This is a genomic window from Escherichia sp. 94.0001 (assembly GCF_013369155.2).
In the GTDB taxonomy this organism is placed as follows: Bacteria; Pseudomonadota; Gammaproteobacteria; order Enterobacterales; family Enterobacteriaceae; genus Escherichia; species Escherichia coli_F.
The window spans coordinates 1-14,280 of the sequence record NZ_JABWMS020000082.1 but is presented as its reverse complement, the minus strand read 5'-3'; the positions used below and the strand labels follow the sequence as shown (position 1 = coordinate 14,280).

Annotated in this window: 11 protein-coding genes and 1 other RNA gene; 1 reads left to right on the top strand and 11 read right to left on the bottom strand. The window is 52.8% G+C overall.

From position 1 onward, the window contains the following. Positions 1-98 precede the first annotated feature (98 nt). A non-coding RNA gene (locus HEN33_RS22305) (RtT sRNA) lies at positions 99-230 on the top strand. Positions 231-246: 16 nt separating this feature from the next. On the opposite strand, the gene HEN33_RS22300 is transcribed toward HEN33_RS22305, so the two are convergent. From HEN33_RS22300 to HEN33_RS22250, 11 genes are all read right to left on the bottom strand, one after another. Beyond that, entirely contained in the window at positions 247-1,338 is a 1,092-nt protein-coding gene (locus HEN33_RS22300) for a fatty acid desaturase family protein (RefSeq protein ID WP_176263112.1), read from the bottom strand. Next, positions 1,335-2,453, bottom strand: coding sequence for a sterol desaturase family protein (locus HEN33_RS22295; RefSeq protein WP_176263111.1), 1,119 nt, complete (start codon positions 2,451-2,453; stop codon positions 1,335-1,337). The genes HEN33_RS22300 and HEN33_RS22295 overlap by 4 nt, the downstream gene beginning before the upstream one ends. Then, on the bottom strand, positions 2,446-3,048 hold the full coding sequence (locus tag HEN33_RS22290) for a phosphatase PAP2 family protein (protein ID WP_024212261.1): 603 nt from the start codon (positions 3,046-3,048) through the stop codon (positions 2,446-2,448). The genes HEN33_RS22295 and HEN33_RS22290 overlap by 8 nt, the downstream gene beginning before the upstream one ends. Beyond that, the gene (locus tag HEN33_RS22285) at positions 3,045-4,331 is read right to left on the bottom strand and encodes a F390 synthetase-related protein (RefSeq protein WP_176263110.1); all 1,287 of its coding nucleotides are present in this window, start codon (positions 4,329-4,331) and stop codon (positions 3,045-3,047) included. The genes HEN33_RS22290 and HEN33_RS22285 overlap by 4 nt, the downstream gene beginning before the upstream one ends. Continuing rightward, positions 4,328-5,134: an MBL fold metallo-hydrolase gene (locus HEN33_RS22280; RefSeq protein WP_176263109.1), complete on the bottom strand. Its 807-nt coding sequence runs from the start codon at positions 5,132-5,134 to the stop codon at positions 4,328-4,330. Before HEN33_RS22280 ends, HEN33_RS22285 begins: the two co-directional genes overlap by 4 nt. Beyond that, positions 5,112-6,128, bottom strand: a complete 1,017-nt coding sequence (locus tag HEN33_RS22275) for an NAD-dependent epimerase/dehydratase family protein (RefSeq protein ID WP_000699359.1) — start codon at positions 6,126-6,128, stop codon at positions 5,112-5,114. Before HEN33_RS22275 ends, HEN33_RS22280 begins: the two co-directional genes overlap by 23 nt. Next, positions 6,125-7,132 carry a 3-oxoacyl-[acyl-carrier-protein] synthase III C-terminal domain-containing protein gene (locus HEN33_RS22270; RefSeq protein ID WP_176263108.1) on the bottom strand — a complete coding sequence of 336 codons (1,008 nt, stop codon included), beginning with the start codon at positions 7,130-7,132 and terminating at the stop codon, positions 6,125-6,127. Before HEN33_RS22270 ends, HEN33_RS22275 begins: the two co-directional genes overlap by 4 nt. Positions 7,133-7,366: 234 nt before the next feature. Then, positions 7,367-8,044, bottom strand: a complete 678-nt coding sequence (narI, locus tag HEN33_RS22265) for a respiratory nitrate reductase subunit gamma (protein WP_001160117.1) — start codon at positions 8,042-8,044, stop codon at positions 7,367-7,369. Continuing rightward, entirely contained in the window at positions 8,044-8,754 is a 711-nt protein-coding gene (narJ, locus tag HEN33_RS22260; protein ID WP_032302920.1) for a nitrate reductase molybdenum cofactor assembly chaperone, read from the bottom strand. Before narJ ends, narI begins: the two co-directional genes overlap by 1 nt. Then, entirely contained in the window at positions 8,751-10,289 is a 1,539-nt protein-coding gene (gene narH, locus HEN33_RS22255) for a nitrate reductase subunit beta (RefSeq protein ID WP_032302919.1), read from the bottom strand. Before narH ends, narJ begins: the two co-directional genes overlap by 4 nt. Then, complete coding sequence (locus HEN33_RS22250; protein WP_000032985.1) at positions 10,286-14,029, bottom strand: nitrate reductase subunit alpha; 3,744 nt, start codon at positions 14,027-14,029, stop codon at positions 10,286-10,288. Before HEN33_RS22250 ends, narH begins: the two co-directional genes overlap by 4 nt. Positions 14,030-14,280: the final 251 nt, after the last annotated feature.

Here is a 14,280-nt window from a genome sequence, read left to right as displayed (position 1 = left end):
TGTAAATCTGCCGTCATCGACTTCGAAGGTTCGAATCCTTCCCCCACCACCATCACTTTCAAAAACCCCTGTATTCTCCAACGAATCCGTAACTGAATATTCTGCCCATGCGGGGAAGGATGAGAAGCTTCGACTAAGGTTCGACTCGAGCGCCAGCGAGAGAGCGTTGCCGCAGGCAACGACCCGAAGGGCGAAGCGCGCAGCTCTGAGTAATCCTTCCCTCACCACCATCACTTGATTCCATTCTCAGTCTATCGGCTTCTCCCCCATTCGCCGTAAAAACTGCTGCTGTAGCCTCAACAAATCCGCTAACGTCAACAACTGATAATCCAGACCTTGCTGGCTGGCAATTTGAGCGATAATGCGGCTTAACGCTGGATAATGGCGATGATGCCAGTGAGGAAAAAGATGATGGGTAAGATGCAGATTAATCCCGCCCAGCCAGTAACCAAGCCATGCAGGTTGCGTCGTCCAGTCAAAGGTAGTAGCGAAGGTATGCGCCAGCCGGCCCACGGCCATTTTGCCCTCTTCTGGTGGTAACTGCGTATGTCCCTTCGCCCAGTGCGTTCCGATAATCAACATCACAAAAATCAATGACGCCAGCAGCTGGCTGAGCAGATAAGTCAGCAGGATGGTCATAAAACCAAATTCAGACAGAAGCCAGGGAAGTATTAAACAAAGCACACAATGCGCCAGTTTCCCGGCTAAAAAATACCCCCAGCCAGAAAAGCCACGCGCAGCCAGATGCCGCGTTACCGGCGTAAACCCTGCGCGATCGAGCCAGTCCACCACCCAGATATACCAGGGAAAGGTGAGAGCGGCGACCAGTGGCCAGTAGCGATGCTGCTGGCGCATAAAAGGTCGCCACCGTTGCCACGGGGTCTGGCGAAGAATGCCATTTTCTGCGGTGTCAGGATCGTAAAATTCAATATTGGTAAAACCGTGATGAAAGCGAACGTGGCGCACCCGCCAGCAGTCCGGATCAAGTCCCATAGGAATTGCAACCCACCGGTTAAGCCAGGCATTGGCCTTTTTACCACGCAAAAATGCATCGTGAGAAGCGTCATGCACTATATTGACCGCTAACAGCATGGCGCAAAACATCATCGCCAGATACCACAACAGATACAGTCCCCACTGGTTTTGAGACAACGCCACTGCATAACAGCATAAACAGGCAATAATCAACATCGCCATTTTGGCAAATGCCCAGCCGTCGGCATATCGATGATCGCCTGCTTTTGCGAGGTACGATTTCGTACCATTCTGCAACTGTTTCACCAGTAGCGGATCATCAGCAGGAAAAGTGATTAACCTGTCGGGCTTAAACAGGTTCATAGCGTTTCCTTAAAGAAAGACTTACGGCCCACACCAGTCACGAATAACACACAATGGGCCAGCAAAATGCCCGCTAATCCCTTCCAGAGCAGAGTGCTCCATGAACACAAAAAAAGAATAAAATAGAGCAGTGACAACGTCACAGAGCACCACAAAATCAGACCCCAACGCTGCCCGTCGCTCATGCCCCCCAGCGCAACGGAGCCTGCCACCAGCAGAACAAATAATACGGCCTGCTCACTGGTAATAAACTCGATGCCATAGCCATATTGTTGAATGTAGCCAAGCACCAGCATAAACAGCAGAATCACCCCTGCTCCTACCGCCCACGGAGAACTCTGGTAGCGACATTCAATCGCTTTGCCAAATGAGCGAAAGCCCATTAAGCGTAAAAATGGCAGATTACTCTCGCGCATCGGGTTACAGGACAAGCGGCTATTTTTTACGCCGTAGCCTACGTCGTGTTCCGGTCCGGCACTATACGAACCGAAAAGTTTATCCCACAACAAAAAAGTGCCACCGTAATTGGTATCAGCATACTGCTTTTCATTCAGATGATGGACGCGATGATGCGAAGGCGTGATCAGCACTTTTTCCAGCCAACCCAGTTTCGGCGTTAGCGCGTTATGGTTAAAAAATTGCCAACTGTAGTGAATAATAGAAACCGCCAAAAAGACCTGCAATGGCACACCAACCATCGCCAGCAGCATAAAGAACGGGATTGAGGTTAACGAGGAGTACCACGAGTTCCGCACGCCTAATGAGAGGTTGTAGTGTTCTCCCTGATGATGCACCACATGTACCGCCCACAGCGATCGCATTTCGTGATGCCAGCGATGCAGCCAGTAAAAGCCGAAATCCCACGCCAGGATAGTAAACAGCCACAGCAGGATCACCGGCGCATTATCAAACAGTCCAAGGCTGAAGTGATTGACCACCAGGCCATAGCAGAGCACTTCCAGACAGCGAAATAACCACAGCATCATATGACCGGAGTTGATATTAAAAATAACGTCCAGCCAGTCTACTTTTTGCCGCCCGGTGAATTGCAACACACCCGCTTCGGCTAACACCAACAGCACCATCGATATTATGGGAAACAGTAAATCACTCATATTGCGTCTTCCTTTTCTCGCATGTTGCGCATATCCAACCGCAAATCGACGCCAGCAACGCGCCGCCTACTAAATCGATAAATAAATGTCTACGTAATTGCAAAATCGAAAAGGCGATCGCTATCGCCCAGACCACGCTCAATAATGTCAGCCAACGGTTCCCCTTTTTGGCTATCGCCCATACAGCCAACAGCGTAAGCGCCGCGTGTAAAGAGGGAAAACAGTTCTGGCTTGAGTCAATCGCTATCAGCCCGTTTAGTGCGCCCGCAGATATCCCCGACTGACCAAACGAGGGATATTGCATTGTTGTGGGCCAGAGAAGATAAAACAGGCCTGCTACCAGTGCCGAAAGTTGCATTGACCGTGCCAGCCAGCGTAGATGGCAAAGCGGCGTTGATAAATAGCCTAACGGTACAAGGAGAAAAAACGAGAGGTACAGCCACACTGCAGAAGGAGAAAACGCAATTAAATTATCAATTACTGACGGTGTTAATTGATATCCCTCACCTTGCAGGTAGTCGCTAAAGTTGTAAATAACCCCAACGGTTCCCCAGCCAAGCAGTATCTGTTTCAGGCGTAGCAGTAGATTGCTCATTCCCGCCCCCACTGACGCACAATGCGCCGCCGCTTGGCCGCAAAAGCGACTGCCACAGTTTGCGATTCCAGCGACCATATCAATTGCTCTACTGCGATATTCTGGCACAAAAACAAAGCATTCAATGCCTCCCGGCAATGCTCCAGCATCCCCGGTTCGCAATCTGCTATTAGCGTCAGCTGTGCTGCCCCGGTTTGTAGCAGGCGATAATCGGCCGTTAGCGGCAGCGTCATCGCCAGCACACGGCTACAGGAATCGGCAAAAACAGTCTGAATATCGCCAGATCTTGTCGGCAGTTGCAGTTGATCGTCCTGCCGCCCTTCGATACGCGCAATCACCATTGTTGCACTGCCACAGGGGCATGGCTGTCCACTTGCCACCAGTATGTCATCCAGTCGATAACGCACTATCGGCTGCGTGGTGCGAGTAAAGTCAGTGACAATCGGCACGAAACGGTGCTCATCCAGCCATTGCGGTTCAATGTGAATAAATTCTTCATTGAGATGTAAGCTGCCACAGCGGCAGGTGGAAGCGAGAAAGCCTTCTGTCGCCTGATAAATCTCGCCCACATTGTTGAACACGCTTCGCAGTAATTCCCGATCCTGCGGCTCCAGAACTTCCGCCACCGAAATCACTTTTTTGACCTTTAGCGTTAGCTCTCCGGCAATCACCGCCAGAGCCAGTGCGCGTAATACCTGAGCTGGGGCGACAATAATCGTGGGTGCTCGCTGTTGCAGAAGTTTGAGTTGCGCCTGAAATGGCGCTAGCAGATCGTAAAAATCGAGACTTAACCAGCGATTGTTCACGCTTTGATAGAGGTTGTTGTCCGCACGCAGAAACAGCGCCACCCGCTCTTTGGCAAATAAACCGTCGGGCAGCACTTTTGCCAGCACACCCGCGGCCCACATCTGTTGTTCGTGCGGGCTAACAACAAAAAGTCCACGACGCCCCGATGTACCTGATGAAAGCCCAACGCTGAACTTGCCCACACAGGGTTTGAAATCACGGCTCTGCTCACTGCGCATTGCACAAGCGAGAAGTTCGTCGCGCTTTAAACCAGCGGTATTCATCTCATCGAAATGCGCCATCATTAACGCTTTGCCCATCAACGGCCACTGGTTAAAGGGCAACGCCAGATAACGCTGAAACCACGGGCTTTTAGACAAGACATTTTGCCGGAACTGATGCAGCCTTTTTGCCTGCCAGTTTTCCAGCACCTGACGATCGGTAAAATGCAGCCTGCGGGTACGAAAGTAGCGCCAGAGCAAGGTCAACGGGATCATAAATCCCCCTCGTGGCACAAACGAATATCAACCTCGCCGTTTTGCCAAAGCTGATGCAATCGCCCAAGCGTGCGGTGGTAAGCGTGACTGTCCGACATAACCAGATGCGCCAGCGGAGAAGGTCCACGCAGTTCGCAGTAGTTTGCGGGTGCCCAAGCGGCATCGGCAGCCAGTAAAGTCCAGCCATTGTCGGTTAACACAAACGCACCAATATGTCCGGCAGCATGACCAGGAAGCGGCACGAGGATAATTTCGCCATTGCTTTCTGGCAGCAAATAGCCGCACTCAAACGGCGCCAGTTCTGGGGGTAAATTCACCGATGAAAAACTTTCAATAAAGCGCAGTGAAGACTCAAAATTTTCCGGGATCAATCCGGGCACAAAGGCCTGACGCAGTGCGGCTATGCCACGCAGCGTTCTTACCTGCCGCCAGCCTTCACCAGAACAGATGCAAGCGACATCAGGGAAATCACGCAGACCGGCAATATGATCGGCATGAAAATGCGACAGAATAATCGCATCAACATCTTTAGCCGCCAGTCCGTGTGCGGAGAGTTGCCGCATCAGCGCCTGTTGCGGCTCGTAATAAACCGGCGTGACCTGGCGATAAAGACGAAATACACCGGATTGCGTGTAATGTTCAAACCACGAAGAATAACCGGTGTCCCACAGCCAGCGTTTCTCGCCCACTTCCAGCAGCCAGGCGCGGGCAGGGAACTTACACACTTTCAGCCCAGCCCCTTTCAGCGCAATACAGCCAATATGGGTACACCAGCCCGTTTCAAATACGGTTATTTTTGCCATGTTCCCTCAGCCATTGTCCCGTGATTGCAATACCTTGCTCCATCGAAAAGCGCGGGTGATATCCCAACTCTGTAATGGCCTTTTGCGCACTCAGCGTCATATCAAAACAGAGTGTTCCGGCGCTGTAACGTGTGATAACAGGTTCCTGATTAACGCATTTCCCGTACAGCTCCAGGCCGCGCGCGACCAGAGAAAGCAATGGCCAGGGAACGGTAGCAATTTGGTAGCTCAATCCCAGTTGTTGGCGCAGCAAGGCGTCAAGCATTACAGATAATTTCTGCGGCTGATGGTTGCTGATGTTGTAAATACAGCCAGAGCGTAATCCTTCAACTTGCGTTGCCAGCTGCATGGCATACACCACGTTTTGCACGAAAGTGAGATCCAATAACGCTTCCCCCCCGCGCGGCAAACGTAAGCAACCGCCGCCCTGTTGCAATTGCTGCATCAGACGGGGAACAATTACCTGGTCATAGGGGCCAAAAAGCCCGCGTGGACGCAAAAGAATAAACGTCGTGGCAGGATATTGAGCGACAGCCCCGGCAATAGCCTGCTCAGCGGCATATTTACTACTGGCGTAATGGCTTGAGAATGCTCGTGCAAGCCAGGTTTCTTGCAGGTCATAGTGATGTTGAAAATCAAAGTAAACCGCAGGCGTGGAGATATGGATGAACCGGGGAATATTCAGCCTGCCTGCCGCATGTGCCAGGGTGTGGGTCGCTTTAACATTAGCAAGCCAGAATGCCGTTTTGTCGCCCCATGGCGAAGACTTTGCCGCACAGTGCCAGACGGCATCGCAGCCTTCCATCAACCGGGCGCAGTCATCCTCAGTTGCCTCGGTTAAATCGAGAGCCACAAACTGTGCACCTTCGCTTGCGAGAACTTTGCCAACCTCGCGATTTCGTCCTGTTGCCACAACCGAAACACCCAACTCCAACAAATAATGTACGGCATTTCGCCCCAGGCCACTGGTCGCCCCCGTCACGAGAATTTTCACGGTAAAAGCACCATGCCTGACAGCGTTAATCCCGCCGCCGTGCCAATCAACATTGCAGGTTTATTCGCAGCAAAACGACCGCTAATCATCGCTTCATGCAGCGCCGTAGGGATAGAGGCCGCGACCTGATTACCGTAGAAACGGTAGACATCAATAAGCGCGGATTCCGGCACTCGCAGCCGTTTACGCATATGTTCAAGGGAAAGATGACTAGCCTGATGCGGAACGACCGTACCGATATCAGCCAGTTGCAGACCGCTTTTTTGCAGTAAGCGCGAAAAATAATCTTCAATAAGTGAAGAGGCAAAACGAAACAGCGGTTTCCCCTGCATATGAAAAAGAAAGTCGCTATCACTGATGCCTGAACGAGGATTACGCCGCGTGCCGCCAGCACGAATTTCACACAGTTCGCTGCCTTCGGGATACATTTCGATCAGGCTGGCAACAATCCCGCTGCTACCATCGCCCCGCTCGACAATCGCGCATGCCGCGCCATCACCAAAAATTAATGAAGACTCTTCATGATTCCAGTCGATACCGCGTGAAGCGATATCTGCCGAGACGATGGCAATTCGCCGGTATGCCCCACTGTTTAATAATCCGGCAGCAACTTCCAGAGCGGAAATAAAGCTGACGCAACTGCTGTTGATATCAAACCCGGCAATGCCAGCGGGCATGGCAGCGGCTTTAAGAATATGAATTGCGCTACAGGGTAATGCCTGTACGGCAACGGCTGACGCACTAATTAACAGATCGATATCACCGGGTTTTAAGGCAGCCGCTGATAACGCATTATGTAAAGCTTCTGCCGCCAGTTCGGCCTGGCTGGCGTCGTTGCTGGCAAAATAGCGCCAGCAAATGCCGGAACGTCGCTCAACGTAGCCCGCAGGTTTATTTAGCTGAACATCCAGTTGTTGAGAGGTAATTTTATCAGGGGGTAAGGCGATCCCCGTGGCGATTATTTTTAACGCCGCGGAGATCGTCGGTTGATTAGGTAGATCCACGACCAGTGCTCCTTCACTGCTCCAGGGGGACCTATCATATAGATGAGCTACGTTTCCCTACAATCCGAAAAAATCCACAGAGTGTAACTGGCGATTTCAGCCGGCTGACAACGTGCGTTGCGTTATGCCGGATGCGGCGTGAACGCCTTATCCGGCATACATATCACGTAATATCAATGAATTGTATGACTCTGTAGGCCTGATAAGCGCAGCGCATCAGGCACTATGTCGTGCTTAGTGGCGAGCACGCACCAACTGATATTTCCGTGTCAGATACTCCACCGGTACGCTCCAGATGTGCACCAGACGCGAGAACGGGAACAGCAGGAATAACGTCATCCCCAGCACCAGGTGCAGACGGAAGATAAACGCCACACCATCAAGGTGTTGAGAAGCGCCACCGTGGAAGGTCACTACCGACTGCGCCCAACCAACCAGTTTCATCATCTCGCTACCGTCCATATGCTGGGCGGAGAATGGAATGGTCAGCAGGCCCAGTGCGCACTGGATAACCAGCAGCGACAGGATCAGGATGTCCGCTCCGGTAGTCGTTGCACGCACGCGCGGGCTGAACAGGCGGCGTTTTAGCAACAGCACGCCGCCAATCAGACACAGCACGCCGCTGGCACCACCAGCAATCATCGCCATTTTCTGTTTAACTTCAATTGGCAACCACGCTTCATACATCCAGTGCGGCGTCAGCATACCGAAGAAGTGGCCGACAAAAATCCCCAGAATACCGATATGGAACAGGTTCGACGCCAGGTTCATCCCTTTGCGATCCAGCATCTGGCTGGATGCCGCGCGCCAGGTGTACTGCCCGTAGTCATAGCGCAGCCAGCTACCAATCAGGAAGACGGCCCCGGCTATGTACGGGTAGATATCAAAGAAGAACATATTCAGGAATTGCATTAGTGCTGTCCTCCGGTGGTGATATTCAGATATTGCGGCGCGACGGCACCGGCAAAGCGACGCTGATGAGCAGTGATTGCTGAATCACCGCAGCCTTTGTCAGCAAAGAATTTAACCTGCTCTTCTTCCCAGACGGCATCCAGCGCCTGTGGCGTATCGTCGCGCGCTTCATCAGCAATTTTTTCCGCCACTTTGTCGCTGTCGATAGCGGTATTCGCCAGTTTCAGCAGCAGATCAAACAGCACGGCATAACGGCTTTCACGTTGTTGCAGACGCGCGCTCAGCAACGCCAGAATCGGCGCGATATCCTTCAAACCTTCCACGGCTTCGCTTTGCGGCAGCTGCGCCAGATACTCCAGATACAGCGGCAGATGATCCGGTAATTCACGACTGTTCAATTGCAAACCGTGCTGCTCATACTGTGCCAACAAGTCAACCATTGCCTGGCCGCGATCGCGGGATTCACCGTGAACATGCTCAAACAGCAGCAACGACGTGGCACGACCACGGTCGAACAGTTCGCTGTACTGGGCCTGAGCATCCAGCGGATCCAGCGCTGTTAAATCGCGCAGGAAAATGCCCAGCGCATGGGCATCCTCTTTCGACAGATTTTCCGACGCAGCAATCGCCTCAAACACCTCTTGTTGATGCTGCCATAAGGCAGCATCCGGATATTCCAGGAGACGCGATACAATCACGAGTTCGATCATGGGTGCGGCTCCGTTTTACTGGTCACGTCGATGGCATCGATACGGCGGCTGTTGAACAGATTAAATTTGGTATCTGAACCGTGGCAGCCGTCACCAAAGGTAAAGCCACAGCCATTTTTCTCCGGGAAGGCTTCCCGCGCCAGTTCACGGTGACTGCTCGGCACCACAAAGCGATCTTCGTAGTTGGCAATTGCCAGATAACGGTACATTTCCTGTGCCTGAGCTTCGGTCAGACCGACCTCTTCCAGCGCACGGGTATCAACTTTACCGTCAACGGTTTCAGCACGTTTGTAATGACGCATCGCCAGCATACGTTTCAGCGCGCGCAGTACCGGTTGGGTATCACCGGCGGTCAGCAGATTCGCCAGATACTGTACCGGGATACGCAGGCTTTCGACGTCTGGCAAAATACCGTTGCTGCCCAGCTCGCCCGCGTCTGCCACAGACTGAATCGGCGACAGAGGTGGCACATACCAGACCATCGGCAGCGTGCGATATTCCGGATGCAGCGGCAGCGCCAGTTTCCATTCCATCGCCATTTTATAAACCGGCGACTGCTGTGCGGCTTCAATAACGCTCAGCGGAATACCGTCTTTAATCGCCTGCTCGATGACTTTCGGATCATTCGGATCGAGGAACACGTCCAGCTGACGCTGGTAGAGATCTTTCTCGTTCTCGGTGCTGGCTGCACGTTCAATCGCGTCGGCATCGTACAGCAGCACGCCAAGATAACGGATACGACCGACACAGGTTTCAGAGCACACCGTCGGCTGACCGGCTTCAATACGCGGATAGCAGAAGATGCACTTCTCAGACTTACCGCTCTTCCAGTTGAAGTAGATTTTTTTGTACGGGCATCCGGTGATGCACATACGCCAGCCACGGCATTTGTCCTGGTCGATCAGGACGATGCCATCTTCTTCACGTTTGTAGATAGCCCCGCTTGGACAGGTCGCCACACATGCCGGGTTCAGGCAGTGTTCGCACAGGCGTGGCAAATACATCATGAAGGTGTTCTCGAACTGGCTATACATCGCCTTCTGGATGTTGTCGAAGTTCTTGTCTTTCGCCAGTTTGTCAAACTCACCGCCCAGGTCATCTTCCCAGTTTGGCCCTTTTTCGATTTTCGCCATCCGTTCGCCGGTAATCAGCGAACGTGGACGGGCAATCGGCTGCGATTTGCTGCCTTCCGGCGCGGTATGCAGGTTCTGATAGTCAAAATCGAACGGCTCGTAATAATCGTCGATCCCCGGCAGATGCGGGTTAGCGAAGATTTTACCCAGCAGCATGGCGCGGTTACCCATGCGCGGTTGCAGTTTGCCGTTGATTTTACGGATCCAGCCGCCTTTGTATTTCTCCTGGTTTTCCCAGTCTGTCGGGAAGCCCTGGCCCGGCTTGGTTTCCACGTTGTTGAACCACGCGTATTCCACGCCTTCACGGCTGGTCCAGACGTTTTTACAGGTCACTGAACAGGTGTGGCAACCGATGCACTTATCCAGATTCAGCACCATGCCGACTTGTGAACGAATTTTCATTTTACGCTCTCCTGTACCTGGTCATTGCCTTCGCCATCTAACCAGTCAATGTTCTTCATCTTACGCACTACAACAAATTCATCGCGGTTAGAACCTACAGTGCCGTAGTAGTTAAAGCCGTATGCCAGATGGGCATAGCCGCCGATCATATGCGTCGGTTTCGGCGTGATACGGGTGACCGAGTTATGAATACCGCCGCGCTGACTGGTGATTTCTGAACCAGGCAGGTTAACGATACGTTCCTGCGCGTGGTACATCATGGTCATCCCTGCCGGAACACGCTGGCTGACAACCGCACGAGCAGTCAGTGCACCGTTGCTGTTGAAGACTTCAATCCAGTCGTTATCGGCGATACCCAGCTCTTTGGCATCGGCTTCACTCAACCAGACCACCGGACCACCGCGACCTAAAGTCAGCATCAGCAGGTTGTCACTGTAGGTGGAGTGGATACCCCACTTCTGGTGCGGTGTCAGGAAGTTGAGCGCTTTTTCCGGATTACCGTTAGATTTCTGACCCATCACTTCTTTCACCGAACGGGTGTCGATCGGCGGACGATAAACCAGCAGGCTTTCACCGAAATCACGCATCCACTGATGATCCTGATACAGCTGCTGACGGCCAGAGAGCGTACGCCACGGGATCAGCTCGTGAACGTTGGTGTAACCGGCGTTGTAAGAAACATGTTCATCTTCAAGGCCAGACCAGGTCGGGCTGGAGATGATTTTGCGCGGCTGCGCCTGAATGTCACGAAAGCGGATCTTCTCGTCTTCTTTATTCAGCGCCAGATGCGTATGGTCACGACCGGTAAACTCGCTCAATGCCGCCCAGGCTTTCACGGCCACCTGGCCGTTGGTTTCTGGTGCCAGCGTCAGGATCATCTCTGCTGCATCAATTGCGGTGTTGAGCATCGGCTGGCCTTTCGCCGGACCTTCCGCTTTGGTGTAGTTGAGCTTACGCAGCAGATCCATCTCGCTCTGGGTGTTCCAGGCAATCCCTTTACCGCCGTTACCGATTTTCTCCATCAGCGGACCGATAGAGGTAAAGCGTTCGTAAGTTGCCGGATAATCGCGCTCTACGACCATAATGTGCGGTGCAGTTTTACCTGGGATCAGGTCGCATTCGCCTTTTTTCCAGTCTTTCACATCCAGCGGCTGCGCCAGTTCAGCGGCAGAGTCGTGCTGGATCGGCAGCGTAACGATGTCGGTTTCTTTGCCCAGATGACCAACGCACACTTCGGAGAATTTCTTCGCGATGGCTTTGTAGATTTCCCAGTCGCTTTTCGCTTCCCAGGCCGGATCGACCGCAGCAGACAGCGGGTGAATAAACGGATGCATATCCGAAGTATTCATGTCGTCTTTTTCGTACCAGGTCGCCGTCGGCAAAATGATGTCGGAATAGAGACAGGTGCTCGACAGACGGAAGTCCAGCGTCACCACCAGATCCAGCTTGCCTTCCAGACCGTTGTCCTGCCAGTCCACTTCTTCCGGCTTCACGCCGCCCTGCTGACCCAGGTCTTTACCCTGGATACCGTGCTCCGTCCCCAGCAGGTACTTGAGCATAAACTCATGACCTTTACCGGAAGAACCGAGCAGGTTAGAACGCCAGATGAACAGGTTACGCGGGTGGTTTTTACCGTTTTCTGGTTGTTCTGCCGCAAAACGGATAGAACCCTCTTTCAGGGATTTCACGGTGTAATCCACCGGATTCATGCCCGCTTTTTCCGCTTCGCGAGCGATAGTTAGCGGGTTAGTGCCTAACTGCGGCGCAGACGGCAGCCAGCCCATACGTTCTGCACGGACGTTAAAGTCGATCAGATGTCCGGTATAACGGGATTTATCCGCCATCGGCGACAACAACTCTTCTGCGGTCACGGTTTCATAACGCCACTGGCTGGAGTGGTTATAGAAATAAGAGGTGCTGTTCATGTGACGCGCCGGACGCTGCCAGTCAAGAGCAAACGCCAGCGGCTGCCAGCCGGTTTGCGGACGCAGTTTTTCCTGACCTACATAGTGCGCCCAGCCGCCACCGCTCTGACCTACACAGCCGCAGAAAATCAGCATGTTGATCAGACCACGATAGTTCATATCGAGGTGATACCAGTGGTTCAGACCAGCACCAACGATGATCATTGAACGACCGTGGGTCTTATCAGCGTTGTCAGCAAATTCACGGGCAATGCGGATAATCTGGCTGCGAGAAACGCCAGTGATCTGCTCGGCCCATGCCGGGGTGTAAGCTTTCACGTCGTCATAGCTGGTTGCGCAGTTAACGTCGTTCAGGCCACGTTCCAGACCGTAGTTTGCCAGCGTCAGATCATAAACGGTGGTCACCAGAGCAGTGCTGCCATCAGCCAGTTGCAGACGTTTTACCGGCAGCTTGTGCAGCAGCACATTTTCCAGCTCCACTTTATTGAAGTGTTCCGTGCCGTCGCCACCAAAGTACGGGAAGCCCACTTCAGCGATCTCATCCTGGCTACCCAGCAGGCTCAGTTGTAGCTCAGTTTCTTCGCCGGTTTTGCCGTCGCGCTGCTCAAGATTCCATTTGCCCTTCTCGCCCCAGCGGAAGCCAATAGAACCGTTCGGCGCAACCATTTCTCCATTGGTATTGAAGGCGACTGTTTTCCATTCCGGATTGTTTTCCTGGCCCAGCGCATCCACCAGATCGGCAGCGCGCAGCATACGACCCGCAGCGTAGTAACCGTCGCGCTCTTCCAGCATCACCAGCATTGGCATGTCGGTATAACGACGCACATAGTCGGTGAAATACTGGCTTGGGTTGTCGAGGTGGAATTCACGCAGCATTACGTGGCCCATCGCCAGCGCCATTGCCGCATCGGTGCCCTGTTTCGGTGCCAGCCACAGATCGCACAGTTTGGCGATTTCAGCGTAGTCCGGCGTGACGGCAACGGTTTTGGTGCCTTTGTAGCGCACTTCAGTAAAGAAGTGAGCATCCGGGGTACGCGTCTGCGGCACGTTAGAGCCCCAGGCGATGATGTAGCTGGAGTTGTACCAGTCAGCGGATTCCGGTACGTCAGTCTGCTCACCCCAGGTTTGTGGAGATGCAGGAGGCAGGTCGCAGTACCAGTCGTAGAAGCTTAAGCAAGTACCGCCAATCAGCGAAAGATAGCGAGCACCCGATGCGTAAGAAACCATCGACATTGCCGGAATTGGCGAGAAGCCAGCGACGCGGTCCGGGCCGTAGTTTTTGATGGTGTAAACGTTAGAGGCGGCGATCAGTTCGTTCACTTCCTGCCAGGAAGAACGAACAAAACCACCACGTCCACGCGCTTGTTTAAAGCTTTTCGCTTTATCGGCGTCTTCAATGATAGAAGCCCATGCCTCAACCGGATCGCTATGCTGCGCCTTCGCTTCACGCCACATTTTCATCAGGCGTTTGCGCATCATCGGATATTTCAGACGGTTGGCGCTATAGAGATACCAGGAGTAGCTGGCACCGCGCGGGCAGCCGCGAGGTTCATGGTTTGGCAGATCCGGGCGAGTACGCGGATAGTCAGTCTGCTGGGTTTCCCAAGTCACCAGACCGTTTTTAACGTAGATTTTCCAGCTGCAGGAGCCGGTGCAGTTTACCCCATGGGTAGAGCGGACGATTTTGTCATGCTGCCAACGCTGGCGATATCCATCCTCCCAGTCACGGTTGGTATTGAGAAGCTGGCCATGCCCATCGGCAAAGGTTTCGCCCTTCTGTTTGAAGTAGCGAAACCGGTCCAGAAATTTACTCATCGGTTTTCTCCTGTGGGAGCCTGTCGGCTCTCTGATAAATCGACATTGCTAATGTTTAAGGGCAAGGTAACGCTCTGAAACAGCGTGGGAATTGATAACGATCAAGAGTGATGGGGATGAAAAATAAAGTAAATTCCTAAGATACCCCTTTAGGATAATTAACAGTTACAGCATAAAAGACTGTAAATTAAGGCATTTTATACCTGTAGTTATTTAAACTATTAAGAATTTTATGCAGATGGGTATTAAGG

Excerpts from the sequence above, each read along its gene's own strand:
- HEN33_RS22285 (WP_176263110.1), bottom strand. The coding sequence starts at position 4,331 with ATGATCCCGTTGACCTTGCTCTGGCGCTACTTTCGTACCCGCAGGCTG.
- HEN33_RS22250 (WP_000032985.1), bottom strand. The coding sequence starts at position 14,029 with ATGAGTAAATTTCTGGACCGGTTTCGCTACTTCAAACAGAAGGGCGAA.
- narI (WP_001160117.1), bottom strand. The coding sequence starts at position 8,044 with ATGCAATTCCTGAATATGTTCTTCTTTGATATCTACCCGTACATAGCC.
- HEN33_RS22295 (WP_176263111.1), bottom strand. The coding sequence starts at position 2,453 with ATGAGTGATTTACTGTTTCCCATAATATCGATGGTGCTGTTGGTGTTA.
- HEN33_RS22300 (WP_176263112.1), bottom strand. The coding sequence starts at position 1,338 with ATGAACCTGTTTAAGCCCGACAGGTTAATCACTTTTCCTGCTGATGAT.
- HEN33_RS22290 (WP_024212261.1), bottom strand. The coding sequence starts at position 3,048 with ATGAGCAATCTACTGCTACGCCTGAAACAGATACTGCTTGGCTGGGGA.
- narH (WP_032302919.1), bottom strand. The coding sequence starts at position 10,289 with ATGAAAATTCGTTCACAAGTCGGCATGGTGCTGAATCTGGATAAGTGC.
- narJ (WP_032302920.1), bottom strand. The coding sequence starts at position 8,754 with ATGATCGAACTCGTGATTGTATCGCGTCTCCTGGAATATCCGGATGCT.
- HEN33_RS22280 (WP_176263109.1), bottom strand. The coding sequence starts at position 5,134 with ATGGCAAAAATAACCGTATTTGAAACGGGCTGGTGTACCCATATTGGC.